17 protein-coding genes and 1 pseudogene are annotated in these 21,367 nt (G+C 73.9%); 8 read left to right on the top strand and 10 right to left on the bottom strand.

Annotation, left to right across the window (positions count from 1 at the left end; all coding sequences use genetic code 11):
• Nucleotides 1-45 precede the first annotated feature (45 nt).
• Nucleotides 46-813 carry a glycerophosphodiester phosphodiesterase family protein gene (locus ABTX62_RS28875; RefSeq protein ID WP_352118923.1) on the bottom strand — a complete coding sequence of 256 codons (768 nt, stop codon included), beginning with the start codon at nucleotides 811-813 and terminating at the stop codon, nucleotides 46-48.
• The gene (yczE, locus tag ABTX62_RS28870; protein WP_352118922.1) at nucleotides 810-1,499 is read right to left on the bottom strand and encodes a membrane protein YczE; all 690 of its coding nucleotides are present in this window, start codon (nucleotides 1,497-1,499) and stop codon (nucleotides 810-812) included. Before yczE ends, ABTX62_RS28875 begins: the two co-directional genes overlap by 4 nt.
• 64 nt (nucleotides 1,500-1,563) lie before the next feature.
• Between yczE and ABTX62_RS28865 the strand changes: the two genes are divergently transcribed.
• Nucleotides 1,564-3,063 (top strand): SCO1417 family PLP biosynthesis transcription factor, encoded by a 1,500-nt coding sequence (locus ABTX62_RS28865; protein WP_283972508.1) that lies wholly within the window; start codon nucleotides 1,564-1,566, stop codon nucleotides 3,061-3,063.
• 283 nt (nucleotides 3,064-3,346) lie between these two features.
• Here ABTX62_RS28865 and ABTX62_RS28860 read toward each other — a convergent pair whose 3' ends face one another.
• Together ABTX62_RS28860 and ABTX62_RS28855 are read right to left on the bottom strand one after the other, a co-directional pair.
• Nucleotides 3,347-5,086 (bottom strand): hypothetical protein, encoded by a 1,740-nt coding sequence (locus ABTX62_RS28860; RefSeq protein ID WP_352118921.1) that lies wholly within the window; start codon nucleotides 5,084-5,086, stop codon nucleotides 3,347-3,349.
• Between the two features lie 52 nt (nucleotides 5,087-5,138).
• Complete coding sequence (locus ABTX62_RS28855; protein WP_234845140.1) at nucleotides 5,139-5,333, bottom strand: hypothetical protein; 195 nt, start codon at nucleotides 5,331-5,333, stop codon at nucleotides 5,139-5,141.
• A gap of 296 nt (nucleotides 5,334-5,629) precedes the next feature.
• Between ABTX62_RS28855 and ABTX62_RS28850 the strand changes: the two genes are divergently transcribed.
• The 3 genes and pseudogenes from ABTX62_RS28850 to ABTX62_RS28840 form a co-directional block, all read left to right on the top strand.
• Nucleotides 5,630-6,022: an ankyrin repeat domain-containing protein gene (locus tag ABTX62_RS28850; protein ID WP_352118920.1), complete on the top strand. Its 393-nt coding sequence runs from the start codon at nucleotides 5,630-5,632 to the stop codon at nucleotides 6,020-6,022.
• Nucleotides 6,023-6,322: 300 nt separating this feature from the next.
• A complete protein-coding gene (locus ABTX62_RS28845) occupies nucleotides 6,323-7,741 on the top strand; it encodes a HEAT repeat domain-containing protein (protein ID WP_352118919.1) in 1,419 nt (472 codons plus the stop codon).
• 185 nt (nucleotides 7,742-7,926) lie between these two features.
• Nucleotides 7,927-8,053 (top strand): annotated as a pseudogene (locus tag ABTX62_RS28840) (glycosyltransferase family 1 protein); the annotation flags it as partial.
• A gap of 188 nt (nucleotides 8,054-8,241) precedes the next feature.
• On the opposite strand, the gene ABTX62_RS28835 reads toward ABTX62_RS28840, so the two are convergent.
• The 5 genes from ABTX62_RS28835 to ABTX62_RS28815 are packed head-to-tail and all read right to left on the bottom strand — an operon-like array spanning nucleotide 8,242 to nucleotide 12,623.
• A complete protein-coding gene (locus ABTX62_RS28835; protein WP_352118918.1) occupies nucleotides 8,242-9,111 on the bottom strand; it encodes a 5-oxoprolinase subunit C family protein in 870 nt (289 codons plus the stop codon).
• Complete coding sequence (locus ABTX62_RS28830) at nucleotides 9,108-9,725, bottom strand: 5-oxoprolinase subunit B family protein (RefSeq protein ID WP_352118917.1); 618 nt, start codon at nucleotides 9,723-9,725, stop codon at nucleotides 9,108-9,110. Before ABTX62_RS28830 ends, ABTX62_RS28835 begins: the two co-directional genes overlap by 4 nt.
• The gene (locus ABTX62_RS28825) at nucleotides 9,722-10,480 is read right to left on the bottom strand and encodes a LamB/YcsF family protein (RefSeq protein WP_352118916.1); all 759 of its coding nucleotides are present in this window, start codon (nucleotides 10,478-10,480) and stop codon (nucleotides 9,722-9,724) included. The genes ABTX62_RS28830 and ABTX62_RS28825 overlap by 4 nt, the downstream gene beginning before the upstream one ends.
• 17 nt (nucleotides 10,481-10,497) lie before the next feature.
• On the bottom strand, nucleotides 10,498-11,325 hold the full coding sequence (locus ABTX62_RS28820; RefSeq protein WP_283972498.1) for a putative hydro-lyase: 828 nt from the start codon (nucleotides 11,323-11,325) through the stop codon (nucleotides 10,498-10,500).
• Nucleotides 11,322-12,623 (bottom strand): MFS transporter, encoded by a 1,302-nt coding sequence (locus ABTX62_RS28815; RefSeq protein ID WP_352118915.1) that lies wholly within the window; start codon nucleotides 12,621-12,623, stop codon nucleotides 11,322-11,324. Before ABTX62_RS28815 ends, ABTX62_RS28820 begins: the two co-directional genes overlap by 4 nt.
• 171 nt (nucleotides 12,624-12,794) lie before the next feature.
• On the opposite strand from ABTX62_RS28815, the gene ABTX62_RS28810 reads away from it, so the two are divergent.
• From ABTX62_RS28810 to ABTX62_RS28795, 4 genes are all read left to right on the top strand, one after another.
• Nucleotides 12,795-13,490: a GntR family transcriptional regulator gene (locus ABTX62_RS28810; RefSeq protein WP_352118914.1), complete on the top strand. Its 696-nt coding sequence runs from the start codon at nucleotides 12,795-12,797 to the stop codon at nucleotides 13,488-13,490.
• 69 nt (nucleotides 13,491-13,559) lie between these two features.
• Nucleotides 13,560-15,086: a hypothetical protein gene (locus ABTX62_RS28805; RefSeq protein WP_352118913.1), complete on the top strand. Its 1,527-nt coding sequence runs from the start codon at nucleotides 13,560-13,562 to the stop codon at nucleotides 15,084-15,086.
• 31 nt (nucleotides 15,087-15,117) lie between these two features.
• The gene (locus ABTX62_RS28800) at nucleotides 15,118-15,999 is read left to right on the top strand and encodes a hypothetical protein (protein ID WP_283972494.1); all 882 of its coding nucleotides are present in this window, start codon (nucleotides 15,118-15,120) and stop codon (nucleotides 15,997-15,999) included.
• Between the two features lie 34 nt (nucleotides 16,000-16,033).
• Nucleotides 16,034-20,662: a hypothetical protein gene (locus tag ABTX62_RS28795; protein WP_352118912.1), complete on the top strand. Its 4,629-nt coding sequence runs from the start codon at nucleotides 16,034-16,036 to the stop codon at nucleotides 20,660-20,662.
• A gap of 98 nt (nucleotides 20,663-20,760) precedes the next feature.
• Here ABTX62_RS28795 and ABTX62_RS28790 read toward each other — a convergent pair whose 3' ends face one another.
• Nucleotides 20,761-21,324 (bottom strand): hypothetical protein, encoded by a 564-nt coding sequence (locus ABTX62_RS28790; protein WP_352118948.1) that lies wholly within the window; start codon nucleotides 21,322-21,324, stop codon nucleotides 20,761-20,763.
• Nucleotides 21,325-21,367 lie beyond the last annotated feature (43 nt).

Below are 21,367 nucleotides of genomic sequence, written 5' to 3'. Positions count from 1 at the left end.
GCCCTCGCTTCCCCGTGAACGCGCGTGGGGGATGGGCCCGGGGTCTCAGACCCAGTCGCCGCGGTCCTCCATGACCTTGCGCAATGTGTCGATGTGATCGGTCATGATGCCATCCACGCCCAGGTCCAGGAGCCGGTGCATGCTCTCGGCGTCGTTGACCGTCCACACGTGGACCTGGAGCCCTCGCCCGTGGGCGGCGCGCACGAAGCGCCCGTCCACGACCTGGATGCCGGACTGGATCTCGGGGACCTGCGCGGCCACCGCCGAGCGGCGCACCGACGCCGGCAGCCCCCAGGAGCGCAGGCGCAGGTTGAGCACGCCCCGCGTGCCGTACGACGTGGCCAGACGCGGGCCGGCCAGCCGCTGGGCACGCACCACACGGGCCTCGGAGAACGAGCCGAGGCAGATCCGGTCCCAGGAGTCCGTCCGCCCGACCAGGTCCAGGAAGGGCAGCAGGGCCGCCTCCGCCTTGACGTCCACGTTCCAGCGCACGCCGGGGAAGGTCTCCAGGAGTTCCTCGAAGAGGGGGAGCGGTTCCTCGCCCGCCACGCGCGCCTGCCGCACCTCCTGCCACGGCAGGTCGGCGATCCGGCCCGCCCCGTCCGTCACCCGGTCCAGCGTCGCGTCGTGGAAGGCGACGAGCTTGCCGTCCCGGGTGGTGTGGACGTCGGTCTCGATGTACCGGTAGCCGGCCTCCACGGCACACCGGAACTGCCGCACGGTGTTCTCCAGCCCGTCCGCGGCCCCGCCCCGGTGGGCGAAGGCGATCGGGCCGGGATGGTCGAGGTAGGGGTGGCGTATCCGCGGGGTCACGGACGCAGTATCGTCCCTCGGGGTTGAGCGAGGGCAACGGCCGTGCTGACAGAGGGTGCCGGGGGGACGGCGAACACGCGCAGGAAGACCTGTGCGAGCGGGCCGATCGCCAGGGCGTACAGAAGGGTGCCGATCCCGACGGTGCCGCCCAGGACGAAGCCGGTCGCCACGACCGTGAGCTCGATGCCCGTGCGGACCAGACGGATAGAGACGCCCGTGAGCCGGTGCAGTCCGGTCATGAGGCCGTCGCGCGGGCCCGGTCCGAAGCGGGCCGCGAGGTACAGCCCGGTCGCCGCCCCGTTCAGGACGATCCCCGCCACCAGCAGCGTGACGCGCGACGTCAGACCGTGCGCGTCGGGCGCCAGGACCAGCGTCGCGTCCATCGCCATGCCGATGGCCAGCACATTGGAGATCGTGCCGAGGCCCGGTCGCTGGCGCAGCGGGATCCACACGAGCAGCACCGCGGCGCCCACCAGGGTCAGCACGACGCCGATCGACAGGCCGGTCCGCTCGGCGAGGCCCTGGTGCAGCACGTTCCACGGCTCCAGACCGAGACCCGAGCGCACGAGCAGTGCCGAGCTCGCTCCGTACAGCGCGAGACCGGCGTAGAGCTGGACGAGCCGCCGGGTGAGACGCCCCCGCGTGGACATGATGTGCCCCCCTGTGGTGGTAGTGGACTGCTGCATGACACCATGTGGCTTGGATGGAGAGATCATCCATGGCCAATGCGGGGAAGGTGGACTGATTTCGATGGCGGAGTGGACCTCGGCCGTGGGCGCGGCGCAACTCGCCCGGCTCCTCAGCTCTCAGCAGGACCGACCGGCGGGACCCGGCACGCGCCGGCCGCCGGCCTATCGCGCTCTCGCCGACGGCATCCGCCTGCTGGTCCTCGAAGGGCGGGTCCCGGTGGCCGCCCGGCTGCCCGCCGAGCGCGAACTCGCACTCTCCCTGTCCGTCAGCCGTACGACGGTCGCCGCCGCCTACGAGGCGCTGCGCAGCGAGGGGTTCCTGGAGTCCCGGCGCGGCGCGGGCAGTTGGACCGCGGTGCCGGCCGGGAACCCGCTGCCCGCGCGCGGGCTGGAGCCCCTGCCCCCGGAGGCACTCGGCTCGATGATCGACCTGGGCTGCGCCGCCCTGCCGGCCCCCGAGCCCTGGCTCACCCGGGCCGTCCAGGGCGCCCTGGAGGAACTGCCGCCCTACGCGCACACCCACGGCGACTATCCCGCGGGGCTGCCGGCGCTGCGGGCGATGATCGCCGAGCGGTACACCGCGCGTGGCATCCCCACCATGCCCGAGCAGATCATGGTGACGACCGGGGCGATGGGCGCGATCGACGCCATCTGCCACTTGTTCGCCGGGCGGGGGGAGCGCATCGCCGTCGAGTCGCCCTCGTACGCCAACATCCTCCAGCTGATGCGGGAGGCCGGGGCCCGGCTCGTGCCCGTCGCCATGGCGGAGGGGCTCACCGGCTGGGACATGGACCGCTGGCGGCAGGTTCTGCGCGACGCAGCGCCCCGCATCGCCTACGTCGTCGCCGACTTCCACAACCCGACCGGGGCGCTCGCGGACGAGGACCAGCGGCGGCGGCTGGTGGACGCGGCGCGGTCGGCGGGGACCGTGCTGATCGCCGACGAGACGATGAGCGAGCTGTGGCTCGACGCGGAGGTACGGATGCCGCGGCCGGTGTGCGCGTTCGACCCGGCCGGGTCCACGGTGATCACGGTGGGGTCGGCGAGCAAGGCCTTCTGGGCCGGTATGCGGATCGGGTGGGTGCGGGCCGCGCCGGACGTGATCCGCAGTCTGGTCGCCGCGCGGGCGTATGCCGACCTCGGTACGCCGGTGCTGGAACAGCTGGCGGTGAACTGGCTGTTCGGGACCGGGGGCTGGGTGCAGGCCGTGGAAGTGCGGCGGGAGCAGGCCAGGGCGAACCGGGACGAGCTGGTCGCCGCGGTGCGGCGGGAGCTGCCCGACTGGGAGTTCGAGGTGCCTCAGGGCGGGCTGACGCTCTGGGTGCGCACGGGAGGACTGTCCGGTTCGCGGCTGGCCGAGGCGGGGGAGCGCGTCGGGGTGCGGGTGCCGTCCGGGCCGCGTTTCGGGGTGGACGGGGCGTTCGAGGGGTATGTGCGGTTGCCGTTCACCGTCGGGGGTGCGGTGGCCGAGGAGGCGGCCGTGCGGCTGGCCGCGGCCGCGGCACTGGTGGAGAGCGGCGTCGTCGGGGGCGCGGAGGCGCCGCGCACGTTCGTCGCCTAGTGCCGCGGTCGGCGACGTCTGCCCGTTGTCTTCGGCACGGGGTAACGCCACGTCGCAGGCGGGTGCCTACGCCAGGAGCGTTGTCCGGTGCGTGCTCTCGGCGGACCCGGCCGGGCGTCCTCGCAGGGGACGTCCTTGGGCTTTCGGCCGGTGCGGCGGTGGGCCCCTCCCGTTCGAGCGGAGCCGAGGAGGGAGGGAGCGTGCCGGGCGTCGCGACGGGGCGAACCGTCGCCTGCCGCGCACTGGCCAGGACGGGGCGGCGGATCGCCCGCGGCCCGGTGGGCTACGAGCGATCCGCTTCCGAGGGTTTCGTCAGAACCGGCGCCGGATGCGGCCGGGGGTCCTGACCGAGGACCGGCACCGGGCCGGGGTTCGCTTCCGTCGCCACGGGCCCGACGGCCACCGGCTCCGGTTCGCCGGCCGTCGCCACCGGCTCCGGCTGCCCTGCCGTCGGTACCGGCTCCGGTTCGTCCGCCGACTGGTCCTGCTCCGGGATCGTCTCCCCGTCCGCCGGGGTCGTCCGGGGCGGGAGGAGGTCCAGGACCGCCTGGCACAGGGCGTCGGGCGTCGCGTCGTCGTAGGGGTTCGGGGTGGCGGGGACCTGGAGGCGGTGGACCGGGCCCGTGCCCAGGCGGGCGTAGCCGCGGCCGGGTGGGAGCTGGTCGATGGGGGTGGTGTGCGGGGGCGCGCCCAGCACCGACTCGAGCTGGTCCGCCGTCGCCGGGCCCAGGACCACGCGGGCGCGGGTGTGCCGGCGCACCGGCTCGCTGAGGGCGTCCATGCTGTCCAGCTGGTCGGCCACGACCACCGTCACGTTCGCCGGACGGCCGTGCCGGAGGGGGACCTGGAGGAGCGACTGCGGATCCCTGCGGCCGTCCGCGGCGGCCAGATGGGTGAACGCCGTGGGGCGGTCGAGGAGGATCCACAGCGGACGCTTGGTGTCGTCGGGCGGCGGGTGGCCCGCTTGGTGGGCGCGGTTGGCGGCGACGAGGCGGCGCTCCGTCTCGGTCGCCGCCCACTCCAGGCTGGCCGTGACCCCGGCGAGCCCGGCCTCGACGGCCAGGACGCCGTCCCGGCCGGAGAGGCAGGCGTACTCGCCGGTGCCCCCGCCGTCGATGATCACCACATCGCCGTGCCGCAGGGCCTGCAGGGCGATGGACCGCAGCAGGGTGGAGGTGCCGCTGCCCGGCTGGCCGAGAGCCAGCAGGTGCGGCTCGGTGGAGCGCGGGCCCGTGCGCCAGACGACCGGCGGCACGTCGCGGCGGCGTTCGCCGTGGGTGAGGGGCAGGGTGCGCTGGACCAGGGTGGGGTCGGTGAAGCCCAGGACCGTCTCGCCGGGGGCGGTGACGAAACGCTGGGCGGTGATGTCGACGGGCAGCGGCAGGAGGACGCCGAGCGTCAACTGGTTGCCCTCCTCGTCCCACGCGAAGTGGTATTCGCGGCCCCGGCCCGACTTGGCCGCGAGGAGGTGCTCGATGCGGGCGCGGGCCTCGGCCTCGCCGTCGGTGAAGTACGCGGGGTAGCGCACCACCAGCTGCGAGATCCGGCCGCCGCCGTCGAACGCGTAGGTGGGGAAGGCCTTGTCCCACGCGCCGCCGTGGGAGTACAGCGGCTCGGGGTCCTCGGCGGCGGAGAAATGCGGCACGAGAGCCTCGTACAGCGACTTCAGCCGCTGGCTCTGCGACTCGTCGGGCCCGTCGGACGCCGCCGCGGTCCGGTCCCGGCCCTGCCAGGCCGCGGCCCCCATCAGGGTGATGACGGCGAGCAGCGGCCCGTACGGCACCAGCGCCACGACCAGGACCACGGAGGTCACCAGGAACAGCAGCGCCCCCCGTCGCTCCTTGGGGGTCTCGGCCCATCTGCGCCGCCCGGCCGCTGCCAGCCGGCGCAGCCCCCGCGTGATCGTGATCAGCGGGTGGAGGACGTCGGCGGCACTGTCGGCGGCCGTCCGGGCCAGCTCCCGGCTCCGGGCGAGCTGCGCGCTGCCGTTGCTCAGAATGCGGGGGAGGGGGCGCCGGGCCACTACTGCCTCCAGTGGGTGCGTACGGGCGGGATGCGTACGGGGAACGGGGCCGTCAGAACTTGATTCCGCCCAGGAGGCTCGCGAGGCTCTCGCCGCCCGCCTTGATGCTCGGGGCGAGGGCCGTGCTCGCCAGATAGAAGCCGAACAGCATGGCGACCACGGCATGCGAGGCCTTCAGTCCGTCCTTGCGGAAGAAGATGAAGACGACGATGCCGAGCAGGACCACGCCTGAGATGGAGAGGATCATTGGGGATCTCCTGGTTCGCGGGGACAGTCACCATGAGTACTTCCAGGCTCACAGGATGTATCCATACGATAAAAGGTGCAACTGGGTGAAATTTGGACGATTTCTCCCATGTGGTGGAGTGGCCCCGCGCCCGGTGGGACCGGACGGTTGCGCTTGTCCGGGTCTGTGCTGATCTTTACCTCGGGCACATCGGGTCATGTGCCGCGCGAGCCAGTACCCTGGCGATTCACCCGTACGGCTGCGCCCTCGCAGGCGTACACCCGGAGCAGACGCGTAGTGGAGAGGCGGTCCGGCCGATGACCGAAGTCCCCGACCCCGAGGTCGTGGAGCTGGCGACCAAGATCTTCGATCTGGCCCGGCGGGGACAGACCGAGGCCCTCGTGGCGTACGTCGACGCGGGTGTTCCGGCCAACCTCACCAACGACCGCGGTGACTCGCTCGTGATGCTCGCCGCCTATCACGGCCACTCCGACGCGGTGCGGGCGCTGCTGGAGCGCGGCGCCGAGGCCGACCGTAGCAACGACCGGGGCCAGACCCCGCTCGCCGGAGCGGTCTTCAAGGGCGAGACGGACGTGATCAAGGTTCTTCTGGAAGGCGGGGCCGACCCGTCCGCCGGCACGCCCTCGGCGGTCGACACCGCCCGGATGTTCGGGCGGACCGAAGTGCTCGAACTCTTCGGCGAACACTGAGCCGACCGGCCTGACCAGGCACGACACGGAAAACGGGGGAGGCGGTACCAGGCCGCCGAAATTTCGGTCGCGGTGGACGAGAGTGCCGAGTCATCATGACGACGTGGTTCACGGACGTGATGGCTGGGCAGGGGTTGCCGCACCGCGCGGGCCGTGACGCGGTCCGCAAGGGCCACCGACGAGAGGCAGAGGAAGATGGTCTGCAGCAAGCAGGAAACGGCGGGCACTCCGACGTGTTGTCGCGCGGCCAGGTAGTACACGTCCCCGGTTGCGTCGACGCTTGATGTGAGGCTGTTTCCCATGTTCGATCCGGTCATAGCGCCCAGCGGTACGCTGCTCGGCCTGCTCCAGCGGGGCCGCGGCGACGGCACGCTGCACGCGCTCACCGCCCCGCGCCCCGAGGCGCTGGCGGCGCTGAACCACTGTGTGCTGCGCGATCCCCGCCACGACTGGCAGGTGGAGAACCGCTCCCTCTACTACGCCCGCCTCTACCTCGACCTGAACGGCGAGCTGGACGAGGTCGAGGCCCACCTCTTCTGCGCCGAGGACGTCCTCGACACCGACGAGTCCCGCACCGGGCTCGCCCTGGCCGTCCTCGGGCACCTCGCCTCCTACGGCAGGCGGGACGCCCTCGAACTGCTGCGCAGGTACGCCGCCCACGGCTCCAACTGGGCCTGGGCCCTCGACGAGCTGGCCCTCAGGGACGACGACGCGGGTCTGCGCGCCCTCGCCGCACCCGTCCTCGCCCGGTTCCCGGCCGATCCGGAGGGCGACGCCGAGCTGGCCGCCACCGTCCGGGACGCCTTCGAACCCCGGCCCTGGCGCCTGTGGGCGGAGGATCCGCGCGAATCCGTCGCCACGCGCGTGCGTGCCGCCCACGAAACCGGCAGCTTCGACCGCTGGCAGCGGCAGATGCGGCCGTCCGGCCCCCGCCCGGGGTGGAGCGTGCAGGCCGTCTTCGAGTGGGCCCAGCAGGGCATCGAGCGGGGTGCCGCCCTCCATGTGCCGGCCGCCCGCTGTCTCAGCGCCGTGGCAGGGCCCGAGGACCGGGCCGAGATCGTCCGGGCGGCGCAGGACGGCACCGACGGAGCCCGGTGCACGGCCCTCAGGTACCTCGCCGACGGCAACGATCCCGAGGCCCTCGATCTGATCGAGGGAGCCGTGGCCACCGGCTCGACGCTGGCCGTGGACGCCGCCGTCGACGCCTTCGAACGCATGCGCTCACTGGCGGCCGTGGACCGGGCGCGCGGCTGGGCCCGGCGGCCGGACGTGCTGGGCGCCGCGGCCGGACGCCTCCTCGCCTGCCGTGGCGGGGTCCAGGACCGCGACCTGGTCCTCACGGCGCTACGGGAGGCCGTACGGGGCGAAGGCCCCGACGCGCCGACCCTGTGGACCCTCGTGGACGGCACCGGACGGCTCGGCATCGCCTGTGCCGCACCCGTCCTGCGCCATGTGTACCGCGAGACGGCCTCCTCCCATCTGCGCGGCCGGGCCGCCCGGGCCCTCGCCGCCACCGACCCCTCCTTCGCCACCGGCTTCGCCGTCGAATGCCTGTGGGACTGCGAGGAGACCACCCGGGAGATCGCCGCCCGGCACGCCGAGACCGGAGACACCCGCGTCGTCGAGCGACTGCGCCGGCTCGCCGCCGACCCGGCCGAGGAGGCCGAGGTCCAGACGGCCGTCCGCAGCCGCATCGGTCCCGAGGAGACCGCTGTGTGACCCCCTGCCCGACGGGATGCCCGGGCGGATTCGCGCCTCCCGGGTGAACACGGGACGACTCGCGGGTCAGGAGGGCATGGACACGACCTGACCTGCGCGGGTGCACCTCAGAACGCTCATGGACGTTCCACGTGCGGAAAGATCCACGTTGACGCGGCCACGTCCGGCACGGCGACAACACCGGTATGCGTGTCGTCATCGTGGCCGAATCCTTTCCCCCGGATGTGAACGGCGTGGCCCACTGCGCGCTCCAGCCCCCCCGGCACCTCGTTGATCGCGGTCACACCCCCGTCGTCGTCGCCCCGGCCCCCTCCCCCGAGCTCGCGGCTTCGCTCAAGCTGGAAGGCCCCTCCTCCGGCGACGAGCCCGAGCCCGGGGCACGAGCACCCGACTCGACCTGCGGGCCTCGGCCGCGGTGTCCGCCGCCCTCGCCGCTCTGCCGCTCGCGGAGCAGGCGGACGCGGCCTGACGGGCCTGTCCCGCGAACCCGCGTACCGGTCTCAGCGGCGGCGCACGGCCACGAAGCGGACCGGCGTCCCGGGGACCGCCTGAGCGGCGGCGGAGAGGTCGGCTGCACGGACCACGGCGATCACCGGGTAGCCCCCGGTCGTCGGGTGGTCGGCCAGGAACACCACCGGCCGGCCGTCCGGCGGGACCTGCACGGCACCCAGCACCATGCCCTCGCTGGGGAGTTCGCCCGGCCGGGCCCGCTCCAGGGCCGGCCCCTCGGTGCGCAGCCCGATGCGGTTGCTCGCGGAGGACACCCGGTAGACGCGGGAGCCGAAGGTGTGTACGGCCTTCGGTGTGAACCAGCCGTCGCGCGGGCCGAGTGTCACCCGCAGCACCAGCTCGGCCGGTGGCGCCGGCTGCGGGGCGACGTCCACGCGCGCGTGCCCGCCCGTCGGCCGGCCCAGGGGCAGCACCGCGCCGCCCGCGAGCGGGGGCGGGCCGAGCCCCGACAGCAGATCCGTCGACCGGCTGCCGAGCACCGGCTCGACCGCGATGCCACCGCAGATCCCCACGTAGGCGCGTACGCCCGAGACGGCGGGTCCGACGTCCAGCAGCGCCCCGGCGGGTACCCGCACCGGCGCGCACCAGGCGACGGGCCGCCCGTCCACCGTGACCCGGCAGGGCGCGCCCGCGACCGCCACGGTGACGCTCGAACGGGAACGGATGGCACAGCCGTCGAGGGTCGTCTCCAGCACGGCCGCCCCGGGCGGATTGCCGACGAGCCGGTTGACGAGGTCGGCGGCGGGCCGGTCCAGGGCCCCGGAGCGGGGCACACCCAGGTGGGCGTGGCCCGGGCGGCCCGCGTCCTGCACGGTGGTCAGGGCCCCGGCTCGGACCACGGCGAGCGCCCGGTCGGTCATGACCCCGCCTCGGGGACGAACCGCACCCGCGTACCCGGCGACAGCAGCGCCGCCGGCACGCGCGTGTGGTCCCACAGCACGACGTCCGTGCTGCCGATCAGCTGCCAGCCGCCGGGCGACGAGCGCGGGTACACGCCCGTGTACGGGCCGGCCAGGGCGACCGACCCCGCCGGGACGGCCGTCCGCGGGGTGGCCCGGCGCGGGACGTCGTAGCGCGGCGGCAGTCCGGTGAGGTAGCCGAATCCGGGCGCGAAGCCGCAGAAGGCGACCCGGAACTCGGTGCCCGCGTGGATACGGGCGACCTCCGGCACCGGCACGCCCCAGTGCGCGGCGACGTCGGGCAGGTCGGGGCCGTCGTAGCGCACCGGGATCTCGACGACCGCGTGTGCGTGCGACGGACGGGGCGGCAGCTCGGCGGCGGTCAGTTCGGCGGCCAGCCGGGCGGGGGAGTCGAGGCCGTCGATGAGGACCGTGCGGGCCGCCGGCACGATCTCGCGGGCCGGGAGCGAGCCCTCCGCGCGGCGTCGCAGCAGCTCCGCGTGCAGGGCCTCGGCCTCGTCGCCCGAGGACACCTCGACGAGCAGGGCGTCGTCGCCGACGGGCAGGACCCTCATGCGAAAGCCTCCACGCGGACGCCCGAGGCCTCCAGCCGCTTCCGCACCCGGCGCGCCAGTTCCACCGCGCCCGGGGTGTCGCCGTGCAGGCACAGGGAACGCGCGCGTACCTCGATGCGAGTCCCCGAGCGGGAGACGACCTCGCCGGAACGGGCCAGGCCCAGGGAGCGTTCCACCACGGTGTCCGGGTCGGTGATCACGGCGCCTTCCCGGGCGCGCGGCACCAGGGTGCCCTCATCGGTGTACGCCCGGTCCCCGAAGGCCTCGGTGACGACCGGCAGTCCGGCCTTCCCGGCCAGCTCCAGCAGGCGCGAGCCGGGCAGGCCGAGGACGGGCAGGGCGGCGTCCGCGAGGAGCACGCCGTCGACGACCGCGGCGGCCTGCTCCGCGTCGCCCACGACCCGGTTGTAGAGCGCGCCGTGCGGTTTGACGTAGGCCACGCGGGCGCCCGCTGCGCGGGCGAACACCTCCAGGGCGCCGATCTGGTACGCGACCTCGGCCGCCAGTTCGGCGGATGGCACGTCCATCGCGCGCCGCCCGAATCCGGCCAGGTCCCGGTAGGAGACCTGCGCGCCGATCCGGACCCCGCGCTCGGCGGCCAGCTCGCACACCCGGCGCATGGTGACCGCGTCCCCGGCGTGGAAGCCGCAGGCCACGTTGGCGCTGGTGACGACGGACAGCAGTTGTTCGTCGTCGGTGAGCCGCCAGCGGCCGAAGCCCTCGCCGAGGTCGGCGTTCAGATCGATGCAGGCCATGTGTCCAGTGTCTCCTGTCAGGCCACGCGGTACTGCTCGTCGCGGGCGTCGGTGAGGAACATCTGCCCCGGGGCGTGCGTGAGGGCGAACGGCGGACGCGAGGCCATGACCGCCGCCTGCGGGGTCACCCCGCACGCCCAGAACACCGGGATGTCGTCCGGCTCGGCGTCCACCGGGTCGCCGAAGTCGGGGCGGCCGAGATCGCCGATGCCGAGCCCGGCGGGGTCGCCGCAGTGCACGGGGCTGCCGTGCACCGCCGGCAGCAGACTGCTCTCCCGGATCGCCGCCGCCAGATGTCCGGGCGGCACCGGCCGCATCGACACCACCAGCGGCCCGTGCAGCCGCCCTGCCGGACGGCACTGCCGGCCCGTCACGTACATCGGGACGTTGCGGCCCTGCTCGACGTGGCGGATGGGCACGCCCGCCTCGCCCAGCGCCCACTCGAAGGTGAAGCTGCATCCGATCAGGAACGACACCAGGTCGTCCCGCCAGTACGCGCGCACATCGGTCGGTTCGTCCACGAGCTCGCCGTCCCGCCAGACCCGGTAGCGCGGCAGGTCCGTGCGCAGGTCCGCGCCCTCGGCGAGCACGGTCGTCCAGGACCCGGCGTCGGTGACGTCCAGGACCGGGCAGGGCTTGGGGTTGCGCTGGCAGAACAGCAGCATGTCGTAGGCCCAGTCGGCGGGGACCGAGACCAGGTTGACCTGGGTGTGGCCCGCCGCGACCCCCGCCGTGGGCCCCGTCAGGCCGTCACGGAAGCGGGCCCGGGCCGTCGCGGGGCTCCACGCGCGCGCGTGCTCGTCGACGAGGAGCAGGGGCCGGTCCTCGGTGCTCGTGCGGTTCACGCGAGCTCCTTCCCACGCGTCTCCGGCAGCCCGAGCAGCGCCAGGGCCGCGATGCCGTAGCCGATCGCGCCGAAGACCAGCGCGCCGCCGACGCCCCAGCTGTCGGCCAGGAACCCGACCGTGGTCGGGAACACGGCGCCCACCGCGCGGCCGGTGTTGTACGTGAAGCCCTGCCCCGTCCCGCGCACCGCCGTCGGGTACAGCTCGCTCAGGTAGGACCCGAAGCCGCTGAAGATCGCCGACATGCAGAACCCGAGCGGGAAGCCGAGCACCAGGAGCAGGGCGTTGGCGCCGCTCGGGATGTTCGCGTACGCCAGGATGCAGAGCGCCGACAGCAGGGCGAACAGCCAGATGTTGCGCCGCCGGCCCAGCCTGTCGGTGAGATAGCCGCCGGTCAGGTAGCCGATGAAGGCGCCCGAGATGAGGAACGTCAGATAGCCGCCGGTGCCGACGACCGAGAGGTCGCGCTCGGTCTTCAGATACGTCGGCACCCAGGTGGCCAGCGTGTAGTAGCCGCCCTGGACACCGGTGGACAGCAGCACCGCGAAGATCGTGACCCGCAGCAGGCCCGGCTTGAAGATCGCCGTGAACGAGCCCTTCTGCGCGCTCTGTTCACGTGCCGCGGTCGCCTCGGGCGCGTCGTGCACATTGCGCCGCAGCCAGACGACGAGCAGCGCGGGCAGGGCCCCGGTCCAGAACATGATGCGCCAGGCCAGGTCGTCGCCGGCCACCGAGAAGACCAGGGTGTAGACGATCACGGCCAGGCCCCAGCCCACGGCCCACGAGCTCTGGATCGCGCCGAGCGTGCGCCCCCGGTGCTTGGCGCTCGCGTACTCGGCCACGAGGATCGCGCCGACCGCCCACTCACCGCCGAAACCGAGGCCCTGGAGCGCGCGGAAGACCAGCAGCGTCTCGTAGTTGGGCGCGAAACCACAGGCGACCGTGAACACCGCGTACGTGATCACGGTGACCATCAGCGCCTTCACCCGGCCGACGCGGTCCGCGAGCACGCCCGCGAGGGCGCCGCCGATCGCGGAGACCACGAGCGTGACCGTCGTGAAGAGTCCGGTCTGGCCGCTGTTCAGGCCGAAGTACGCCGAGAGCGCGACCATGCTCAGCGGCAGCGTGAAGTAGTCGTACGAGTCCAGGGCGTAGCCGCCGAAGGCGCCGGCGAACGCGCGGCGCCCGCGCGGGCCCAGGGCCCGCAGCCAGCCCAGCGGCCCGTCGTCCGGGGCGCGTTCCGCGGTCGCGGCGCGGGTGTCGTCGATCTTCGCCTGCGGTGGAGGAGTCGTGCTCATGGGCACCTCGCAGAGGGAGGAGGAGGGTGCTTGGGGTGAGCCGGGTCGTGCCGAAGCGGTCGGCGCGACGGTGGGGAAAGCGACTGCCGTGCGGAGCACCGTAGAGGATTGTTCAACGATCCCTCAATACCCATGTTGGGTCGTTCTTGTGATCTGCGATTGAATTCCGGCATGGCAGAGCAACTGAAGGACCTCGCCGACGACCGGGCCCTCCTCGGGCGCACCAGCACCGCGGAACGGGTCTCGGACATCCTCAGGAGCCGGATCGCCGAAGGCTACTTCCCGCCCGGGACCCGCCTGTCGGAGGACAGCATCGGCGGCGCGCTCGGCGTCTCCCGCAACACGCTGCGCGAGGCGTTCCGGCTGCTCACGCATGAACGCCTGCTCGTCCACGAGCTGAACCGGGGCGTCTTCGTCCGGGTGCTGACCGTGGAGGACGTCGAGGACATCTACCGCACCCGCCGGCTCGTCGAGTGCGCGGTCGTGCGAGGCCTCGGGCAGCCCCCGTACGGGCTCGACGGACTGGCCGGTGCGGTCGCGCAGGGGCGGACGGTGGCCCGGGAAGGTGACTGGAAAGCGGTGGGTACGGCGAACATCCACTTCCACCGGGAACTGGTCGCTCTCGCCGCGAGCGAACGCACCGACGAGCTCATGCGGAGCGTCTTCGCCGAACTGCGGCTGGCCTTCCACGTGGTGGACGAGCCGCAGCGACTCCACGAACCGTACATCGCGCGCAATGCCGCGATCCTCGAGGCTCTGCGAAGCGGCGACCGCCAGAAGGCCGAGAGCCTGCTGGCGGGATACCTCGACGACTCGCTGGAGCGCGTCGTCGAGGTGTACCGGCGGCGGGTCGGCGAGGACGGCTGAGGACGGCGGCGCCGGGGTCGCACCGCGTCGTTTGGGCCGATGTCAGACCCAGGACCTAGTCTGTGCACCGTGACTTCGCCTGCATCGACGGACAGCGTTCCGCCCCAGCTCAGCGCGGGGCCGCGCCCCGCCCCGGGGCCGGCCGCCGACGAGGGCCTGGCGCGGCGCCTGCGTGCGCTCGCCTGCACCGCGCCGCTGCACGACCTCGACGCGCGCAAGGCGAACCTCGCCGGGGAGTACTCGGTGTACGGCATGGCGGAGGTGGCCCTCGCGGCCATCGACCTGGTCACCCTGAACATGGACTTCGACACGGGCGCGGACCACGACCAGATCGTCGCCCGCCTCATCCCGCGCATCGCCGCCCAGGCCGCGCAACGGCCCGCCGCCGAGCACGAGCGGGTCGCCCGCTGGGTGATGGAGAACCTGATCAACGTCGGCAGTGTCGACCGCGGCTTCCGCGCGGTGTACGGCACGTTCGCGGCCGACGGCACCTATGTGCGCCGCGACTACGACTTCAAGCTGATCGAGGAGGTCCCCGGCCCCGGCGGCACGGTCTACCTCCGTACCACGGACGAAGCGGTCAACGTCCTCGTCGGCGCCCTCGACACGGACGTCACCAGCGCGCAGATCGCCGCCGAGGTCAAGCTGGAGGTGCTGATCAGCCGCGGCAGGCTCGCCGACGCCCAGCTCGCGGCCGAACAGGCCCGCTACCGCACCGTGCAGTACTCGGAGACCCTGCGCCGCGCCCTGGAGGCGACCCGGCGCAACGTGCGCGCGGTGGACTGGCTCTCCACCGTGCCCGACATGATCGCCGAGGCGCTGGAGCACGTCGCCGACCGCTACCGCCACGAGAACGCGATCCTCACGAACATCCGCAAGGCGCGCGACGAGTCCGAGGACCCCGAGCACAAGCGCCGGGCCGCCGAACTCGTCGACATCGTCAAGGACTGCATCCGCCGGCACACGCAGTTGCAGTCCCGGCTGCTGGAGGCCGGACCGCTGTTCCGAGCCGAGCAGGACCGGCAGGCCTTCGCCACCCCGATGAGGACCTCGGGGACGGACCTCTACGGGCACCTCCTCGCGCCCGTGCTGCCGCTGCCGCTGGAGCAGGCCGTCCGCGTCACGGACGCGTTCTTCGGCCGCGGCACCGGGCTGCGCACGCCCGTGTCCGTCCGGGTCGGTGACCTCGTCGACATACTGCTGACGCCGCCGGTGGAGCGGGAGCATCTGGGCGCGGAGATGCCGGAGCCCGACCTGATCGCCACACCGGACGACAGCCGCTTCAGCGAGGAGCAGCTCGCGTCGGCGCAGGAGCTGCTCGACCTGCCGGCGGACGCGCCGCGCCGGTTGTCGGGGCTGCTGACGCAGGCCCGGCGGCTGGATCCCGAACTGCCGTATCTGGTGGCCCTGCTGGCGGTGCACGCCGCCAGTCCGCCCGTCGGCACGGCCTATCGCCAGGGCGAACAGAAGCTGCTGTTCGCCGTGGACGACGGGACCCGGCTCGACGATCCGGAGTTCGGCGGCGCGGACCTCATCGTCGGTACCGCGCTGCTGGACGCGGCGGGGATGGCGGCGGACCGGACGGAAGCGGCATGAGTCAGTACGAGTGGCACAAGGAGTCCCGACCGTGAGCGAGCATGTCGAGTGGAGCGAGCCGGACGGGCCGGCCCCGGCGGCCGGCGCCGCCGTCACTCCCGCCGACGCCGCCGACGCGGCCCGGCTCGTGTCCTTCGGGTTGCAGCCCAAGCTGCAGCCCGCCCGCGACCAGGAGTACGCGGACCTGCTGCGGCGCTACCGCGAGGACCCGCCCTTCGCCCGGCTCGCGGACGCCGTGGCGACCGGTCTGGGGCTGATCGTGCTGGAGGTGTCCCCGCGTGCGGGCATGGCCGTCACCGCCGCCGAGGACTCGGTGTTCGCCGTCCGCATGGGCGACTACGCGCGTCGTACGTCCGCCGACGGTGGTGACCGGTTCCTGCACGGGCTCGCCCATCTCGCCGTCGCCGCCCTGGCGTTCCCGCGTCCCGAGGACCTCGCCGACGACGGCTACATCGGCCGGGTGACGGTCAACGGCGTCGACGCCTTCGTGCGCCAGGCCTGCCGACGGCTGGAGGAACGCGCCGCCGAGCAGGGCGAGAACACCGACCCGGCGACCGACGCCCCCGGACTGGAGGCCGCCTGGCGGATCTGGGTGCGGCGCAGCGCCACCGGCGCCACCAAGGACGCGCGCCGGCTGGCCGGTTCGACCACCGGCATCGTCGCCAAGGCCGTCACCTTCCTCACCGACTCCGGTTTCCTGCAGCGCACCGGCGACGACCACGGCGGCACGTACCGCACCACCGCCCGCTACCAGCTCCAGGTCCGTGACATGGCCGGCAGCGCCGCCATGGCCGAACTGCTGGAACTGGGCGTCGTCCCGGTCACCGACGGCACACCGACGCTGCTGCCCCCCGAGGAGGGCGACGACCTGGAGCTGGTCGCCGACGCCGGGCTGCCCTTCCACGCCTCCTGACCCCCCATCTCACGAAGATCTACGAGAGTCCGCCATGTACGAGCTGTCCCGGGTCCGCCTCTACTCGATCGGGCCCGCCGGTGCGCGCTACGCCGACACCGTGCTTGACCTGCGGGGCGTGGGGGAGATCGTGCCCGACCCCGCGCCCGCGCAGGCGGAGTTCTTCGAGGAGGAGCCGGTCGGCCCGCCGCGTCGGCCGGCGCCCGCGGGTGTGCTCTTCCTGGAGAACGGCGGCGGCAAGTCCGTGCTGCTCAAGCTGATCTTCTCGGTGATGCTGCCCGGACACCGGAACACGCTCGGCGGCGCCAGCTCCGGCGTGCTGCGCAAATTCCTCCTCGCCGACGACTGCGGACACGTGGCGCTGGAGTGGCAGCACGTGCTGACCGGCGAGTGCGTCGTCGTCGGCAAGGTCAGCGAGTGGCGCGGACGGCAGGTCTCCAACGACCCGCGGAAGTTCGCCGAGGCCTGGTACTCCTTCCGGCCCGGCCCCGGGCTGAGCCTCGACAACCTCCCCGTGGCGGAGGCCACCGCCGTACGGGCCCCGGTCGAGGGCCAGTCCAGTGCGCGCGGGCGGCGCCGCACCATGAAGGGCTTCCGCGACGCCCTCACGGAGGCGGGCAGGACCTACCCGCACCTGGAGCTCCACTGGGAGGAGATCCACGACCGCTGGATCGAGCACCTCGGCGATCTCGGCCTCGACCCCGAACTCTTCCGCTACCAGCGGGAGATGAACGCCGACGAAGGCGAGGCCGCCGGTCTCTTCGCCGTCAAGAAGGACGCCGACTTCACCGACCTGCTGCTGCGTGCCGTCACCGACACCCGCGACACCGACGGGCTCGCCGACCTGGTCAGCGGCTTCGGCAACAAGCTGGGCCGGCGTGCCGAGCTGATCGCCGAACGCGACTTCACCGCCGGATCGGTGGACCTCCTCGGCCGGATCGTCGAGGCCGCCGAGGCCCGCTCTCACGCGCGTGACGTCCACGCCGGAGCCGAACGCCGTACCCGGACCCTGGCCCGCAGGCTGTCCGCGCGCGGGGTGCGGGAGCAGGTCCGGGCCGCTGACCTGGCCCAGCGGGTCACCGCCGCCGCCTACGCCGTCACGCACGCCGAGGCGGCCCGCGAGCGCAGCGCGCTGATCTCCGCCGAACTCGCCTACCGGCACGCCTCGCTGGCCCTCGCGGCGGCCGAGAAGTCCGCCGCCGCGCAGAAGCGCGAGCTCGCCGACGCCCGCACCCTGTACGCGGCCTGGCAGGCCGCCGAGGTCGTACTGCGCCACCGCGCCGCCTCCGACCGCGTCGCCCGCGTGTCCGCCGCGATCCAGGAGGCCGAGCGGGACGCCGCACCCGCCCTGGCCGCCCGCTCCAGGGCCGCCGTGGATCTCGTCCGGGCCCTGCACGCGGCCGCCGAGAAGGCCGAGAGCCACGCCAACGAGGAGGAAGAGCGCTCCGCCGCCCTCCAGGAGGTCAGCGACGCGGCCTACCGGGACTCCACCGCCGCCGCCACGCGGGCCCAGCGCGCCCGCAGCGAGATCGGTCACCTCAAGCAGCGCCTCGCCGAGGTGGAGCAGGAGACCGCCGAGGCGGTCCGGGCCGGCTGGCTCGACGACTCCGCGCCCGACGCCGACCCGGCCCGCGCGGCCCTCGCCGCCAGCGACGCCGAGAAGACCGCTGTGGCGGCCTGGGACTCCGCCCGCGAAGCGTCCCGCCGGGCCACGGAGCACGCGCGCGAAGCCGCCTCCACCGAGAGCCGCGCCGAGCTGACCGCGGCCCGCGCGGCGGACGCGGCGACGGCGGCGGAGCGGTCGTACGAGGCCGAGCGCCGCACCGCCGACGCACTGGCGGGGGAGAAGCGGCTGGCGGAACTGCTCGGCCTGACCCCGGAGACCCGCCCGGGCATCCCGCAGCCCCGCCACGGCGCGGACACCGAGCCGAACCCGCAGTCGGCCTCCGGCACCCCGGGGCTCAGCCCGGAAGACCTCGACCGCTTCGCCGACGACCTGCGCGAACTCCTCGACGACACCGTCGGTTCGGCGGAACGGCACCTGTTCGAGCTGCGCACGGCCGCCGCCGACGACTCCCGCATCCTCGGCGCGCTCGGCGACGGCGGGCTGCTGCCGCCCGGCCCGGATGTGCTGGCCACGGTGGAGTTCCTCGGTGAGCACGGCATCCCCGCCCTGCCCGGCTGGCGCTATCTCGCCCAGGCCGTCGATCCGGCCGACCACGCGCGGGTGCTGGCCGCCCGTCCCGAACTCGTCGACGGGGTGATCATCACCGACCCCGACTCCCACGCCCGTGCCCGGGAGGCGCTGGGCGACGCGGCTCTGCTGCCCCGTTCCGCCGTGGCCGTCGGCACCGCCGCCGCCCTGCTCGCCCCGACCCCGGCACCGGACACCGACAGCGGCGACGTCTTCCTCGTACCGCCGAACCCGGCCATGCACGACGAGCACGCCGCCGACGAGGAACGGCAGGCACTGCGCGCCCGGGCGACCGAGCGGGACGAGGAGATCCGCACGCTTGCCGCCAGGCTCGGCAAGGACCGCGAGCTGGCCGCCCGGCTCGCCTCCTGGCGCACCGGCTGTCCGGCCGGCCGACTGGCCGAACTGGCCCGGGCGGCCCAGGACACCCGGGAGTTCGCCGAGGAGGCGGAGGCCGAACTGGCCGAGGCCCGGACCGTGCGGGCCGAGGCCGACGAGGCCGCCGCCGAGGCCGCACGCGTCCGGGACGAACGGCAGGAGGCCGCCCAGAAGGCCCGCCGCTCCGCCGACGCCCTCGCCGGGCTCGCCTTCCGGCTGCGCGAGCGGGCCGGCTGGCAGGTCAAGGTGCGCGAGCTGGCCGACGAGGCCGCCGAGTCCGAGGCGAGCGCCCAGGCCTGCCTGGAGCGGGCCCGGGCCGCCGACGAGGACCGGCGTGCCGCCCAGCGCGCCGCCGACGACGCCCGCCGCACCGCCCGCGCCCTGCGCGCGGAGCGCTCCGAGATCGCGGGCGCTCCCGACGACGTGCCCGAGGACGACGCCCAGGCCCCCCAGACCTCCCTGCCCGCCCTGCGCGAGGCCTACCGGGCCGCATCCCAGCTGTACGAGAAGGTCGGCGTGGGAGCCGACCTGCGCGCCGAGCAGGCCCGCGCGGAGAGCGACGAGAGCGCGGCCCGCGCGGAGCTGGACCGGCTGAGCAACAAGGTCCGTACGCGCGCGGAGCAACTCCTCGAATCACCCGACGGTTCGGACGGGCCCAGCCGCCAGGCCGCCGCCGCCCGCGCCGAGGAACTGGTGCAGCTCCTGGAGACACGGATGTCGACCGCGAGCGAGCAGCTCGGGCGGCTGCGCGGCGAGGCCGAACGACTCGCACCCGAGGACGGCGAGGCGCACACCGGCCTCCCCGAGGAGCTCCGGCCGCGCGACGCGGAGCACGCGCAGACGCTGCTGCGCACCGCCACCGCCGAACTGGCCTCCCACACCGAGGCGCTGAACCGGGCCCGTGAGGCGCACGCCGACCTCCTCGACGCCCACCGCGCCGCCGAGGACGCGGCGAGCGGCTTCGACGAGATCGCCGCCCTGCTCCGCGATCTGCTGCGCGAGCACGGCACCGAGGAGGAGCAGGAGGAGACGGAGCCGTACCCCGGCAGCCCCGAGGAGGCCCGCCGGTCCGCCGCCGAGGCCCGCCGCTCCCTGCGCGGCTGCGCGGCCGACCTGTCCACGGCCGAGGCCGCCGTCCGCGAGGCCGGCGACATCCTCGTCCGGCACGCCAACTCCACGCGCTACGAGCAGGTCCGCACCCCGGCCCGCCAGCAGATCCGCGAACTGCCCGCCTCCGCGCTGCCGGAGCACGCCCAGAAGTGGGCGGACGCCTTCGCACCCCGGCTGCGCGTCCTGACCGACGAACTGGAGCAGCTGGAGCGCAACCGCGACTCGATCGTGGACCGCCTGCGCGGCCTGGTCGAATCGGCGCTGGCCACCCTGCGCTCGGCCCAGCGGCTCTCCCGGCTTCCGGAGGGCCTCGGCGAGTGGTCCGGGCAGGAGTTCCTCCGTATCCGCTTCGAGGAGCCCGACCAGGCGACCCTCACCGAGCGGCTCGGTGAGGTCATCGACGAGGCGACGCGCGCCGCCGTCAAGAAGAACTCCGACCTGCGGCGCGACGGCATGTCCCTGCTGCTGCGGGGCGTCGCGGCGGCCCTCCGGCCCAAGGGCGTCGCCGTGGAGATCCTCAAACCGGACGCGGTGCTGCGCGCCGAGCGCGTGCCCGTCGGGCAGATGGGCGACGTCTTCTCCGGCGGCCAGCTCCTCACCGCCGCCATCGCCCTGTACTGCACGATGGCCGCGCTGCGTTCGAACGACCGGGGCCGCGACAAGCACCGGCACGCCGGCACGCTGTTCCTCGACAATCCCATCGGCCGCGCCAACGCCACGTACCTGCTGGAACTGCAGCGGGCGGTGTCGGACGCCCTGGGTGTGCAGCTGCTGTACACCACGGGCCTGTTCGACACCACCGCGCTGGCCGAGTTCCCCCTGGTCATCCGCATGCGCAACGACGCCGACCTGAGGGCGGGCCTCAAATACATCAGCGTCGAGGAACACCTGCGCCCCGGTCTGCCGCAGCAGCCCCAGGACGGCGAGGCGGTCCACAGTGAGATCACGGCGACCAGGATGTACAAACGCCCGGTTTCCTAGGCCTGGCGTCCCTACGGTGAGGGATGCCGCCGGGGCGGGCCTCGGCCGAGCGACCCATCTCGCTTGCGGTCGCCCACCGCGGCCCCTCGCGCCACGCCTCAGGAGTGGGACAACTGTCCGGCTCCACCGCGCCGGCCTATCCGCCCCTGTGCCCGCGCGGCGGCCCGCTCCTGCCGCCGGGTCCGGCGCCGCTCGCGCCGCAGGGCCCGGGCCGTGCTGCTCGGCACGGACACCACTCCGTTGCGCTGGTTCCAGACCTGGCGGGTCACCCACACGTCGAGCGCCCCCCAGGTGGCCGCGATCGTGCTGACCACGCTGCTGATCACCATAGGGAACGCCAGCCAGGACCCGGCCATCGTGCACAGGAAGGCCACCATCGCCTGAATCAGCGTCACGGCTATGAGGAGGACCGCCCGCACGGCGGCCGTCCGCACGGGATCCGGCAAGCGGCGCCGCCGCGCGGGCTCCTCGACCCACAGCGGCCGGTAGTACTGCTGTTCCCGGGCGCCGCGGCCCATCTCGTGAGCCGGAACCTCCGGCCCCCGCTCCGCAGGCATCACCGGATTCCCGGGACTGTCGCGATCGGTCGCCTGCGTCTTCCGGGGCCTCGTCATCTGCGCCCCCTCCGCCCTCGGCGCACTGTGCCGTTCCGCCGTGCCCATCACCGTGTCACTCCCCACCGCCAGCAGACCGCTCGCTCGCATC

The organism is Streptomyces sp. NPDC096046, assembly GCF_040303285.1.
In the GTDB taxonomy this organism is placed as follows: domain Bacteria; phylum Actinomycetota; class Actinomycetes; order Streptomycetales; family Streptomycetaceae; genus Streptomyces.
The sequence above is the reverse complement of the archived record's forward strand: the minus strand, read 5'-3'. Positions and strand labels throughout refer to the sequence as shown.

What these genes read in the sequence shown, in the direction of transcription:
- yczE (WP_352118922.1), bottom strand. Translation starts at nt 1,499, where the DNA reads ATGCAGCAGTCCACTACCACCACAGGGGGGCACATCATGTCCACGCGG.
- ABTX62_RS28865 (WP_283972508.1), top strand. Translation starts at nt 1,564, where the DNA reads ATGGCGGAGTGGACCTCGGCCGTGGGCGCGGCGCAACTCGCCCGGCTC.
- ABTX62_RS28855 (WP_234845140.1), bottom strand. Translation starts at nt 5,333, where the DNA reads ATGATCCTCTCCATCTCAGGCGTGGTCCTGCTCGGCATCGTCGTCTTC.
- ABTX62_RS28850 (WP_352118920.1), top strand. Translation starts at nt 5,630, where the DNA reads ATGACCGAAGTCCCCGACCCCGAGGTCGTGGAGCTGGCGACCAAGATC.
- ABTX62_RS28845 (WP_352118919.1), top strand. Translation starts at nt 6,323, where the DNA reads ATGTTCGATCCGGTCATAGCGCCCAGCGGTACGCTGCTCGGCCTGCTC.
- ABTX62_RS28835 (WP_352118918.1), bottom strand. Translation starts at nt 9,111, where the DNA reads ATGACCGACCGGGCGCTCGCCGTGGTCCGAGCCGGGGCCCTGACCACC.
- ABTX62_RS28830 (WP_352118917.1), bottom strand. Translation starts at nt 9,725, where the DNA reads ATGAGGGTCCTGCCCGTCGGCGACGACGCCCTGCTCGTCGAGGTGTCC.
- ABTX62_RS28825 (WP_352118916.1), bottom strand. Translation starts at nt 10,480, where the DNA reads ATGGCCTGCATCGATCTGAACGCCGACCTCGGCGAGGGCTTCGGCCGC.
- ABTX62_RS28815 (WP_352118915.1), bottom strand. Translation starts at nt 12,623, where the DNA reads ATGAGCACGACTCCTCCACCGCAGGCGAAGATCGACGACACCCGCGCC.
- ABTX62_RS28810 (WP_352118914.1), top strand. Translation starts at nt 12,795, where the DNA reads ATGGCAGAGCAACTGAAGGACCTCGCCGACGACCGGGCCCTCCTCGGG.
- ABTX62_RS28795 (WP_352118912.1), top strand. Translation starts at nt 16,034, where the DNA reads ATGTACGAGCTGTCCCGGGTCCGCCTCTACTCGATCGGGCCCGCCGGT.
- ABTX62_RS28790 (WP_352118948.1), bottom strand. Translation starts at nt 21,324, where the DNA reads ATGGGCACGGCGGAACGGCACAGTGCGCCGAGGGCGGAGGGGGCGCAG.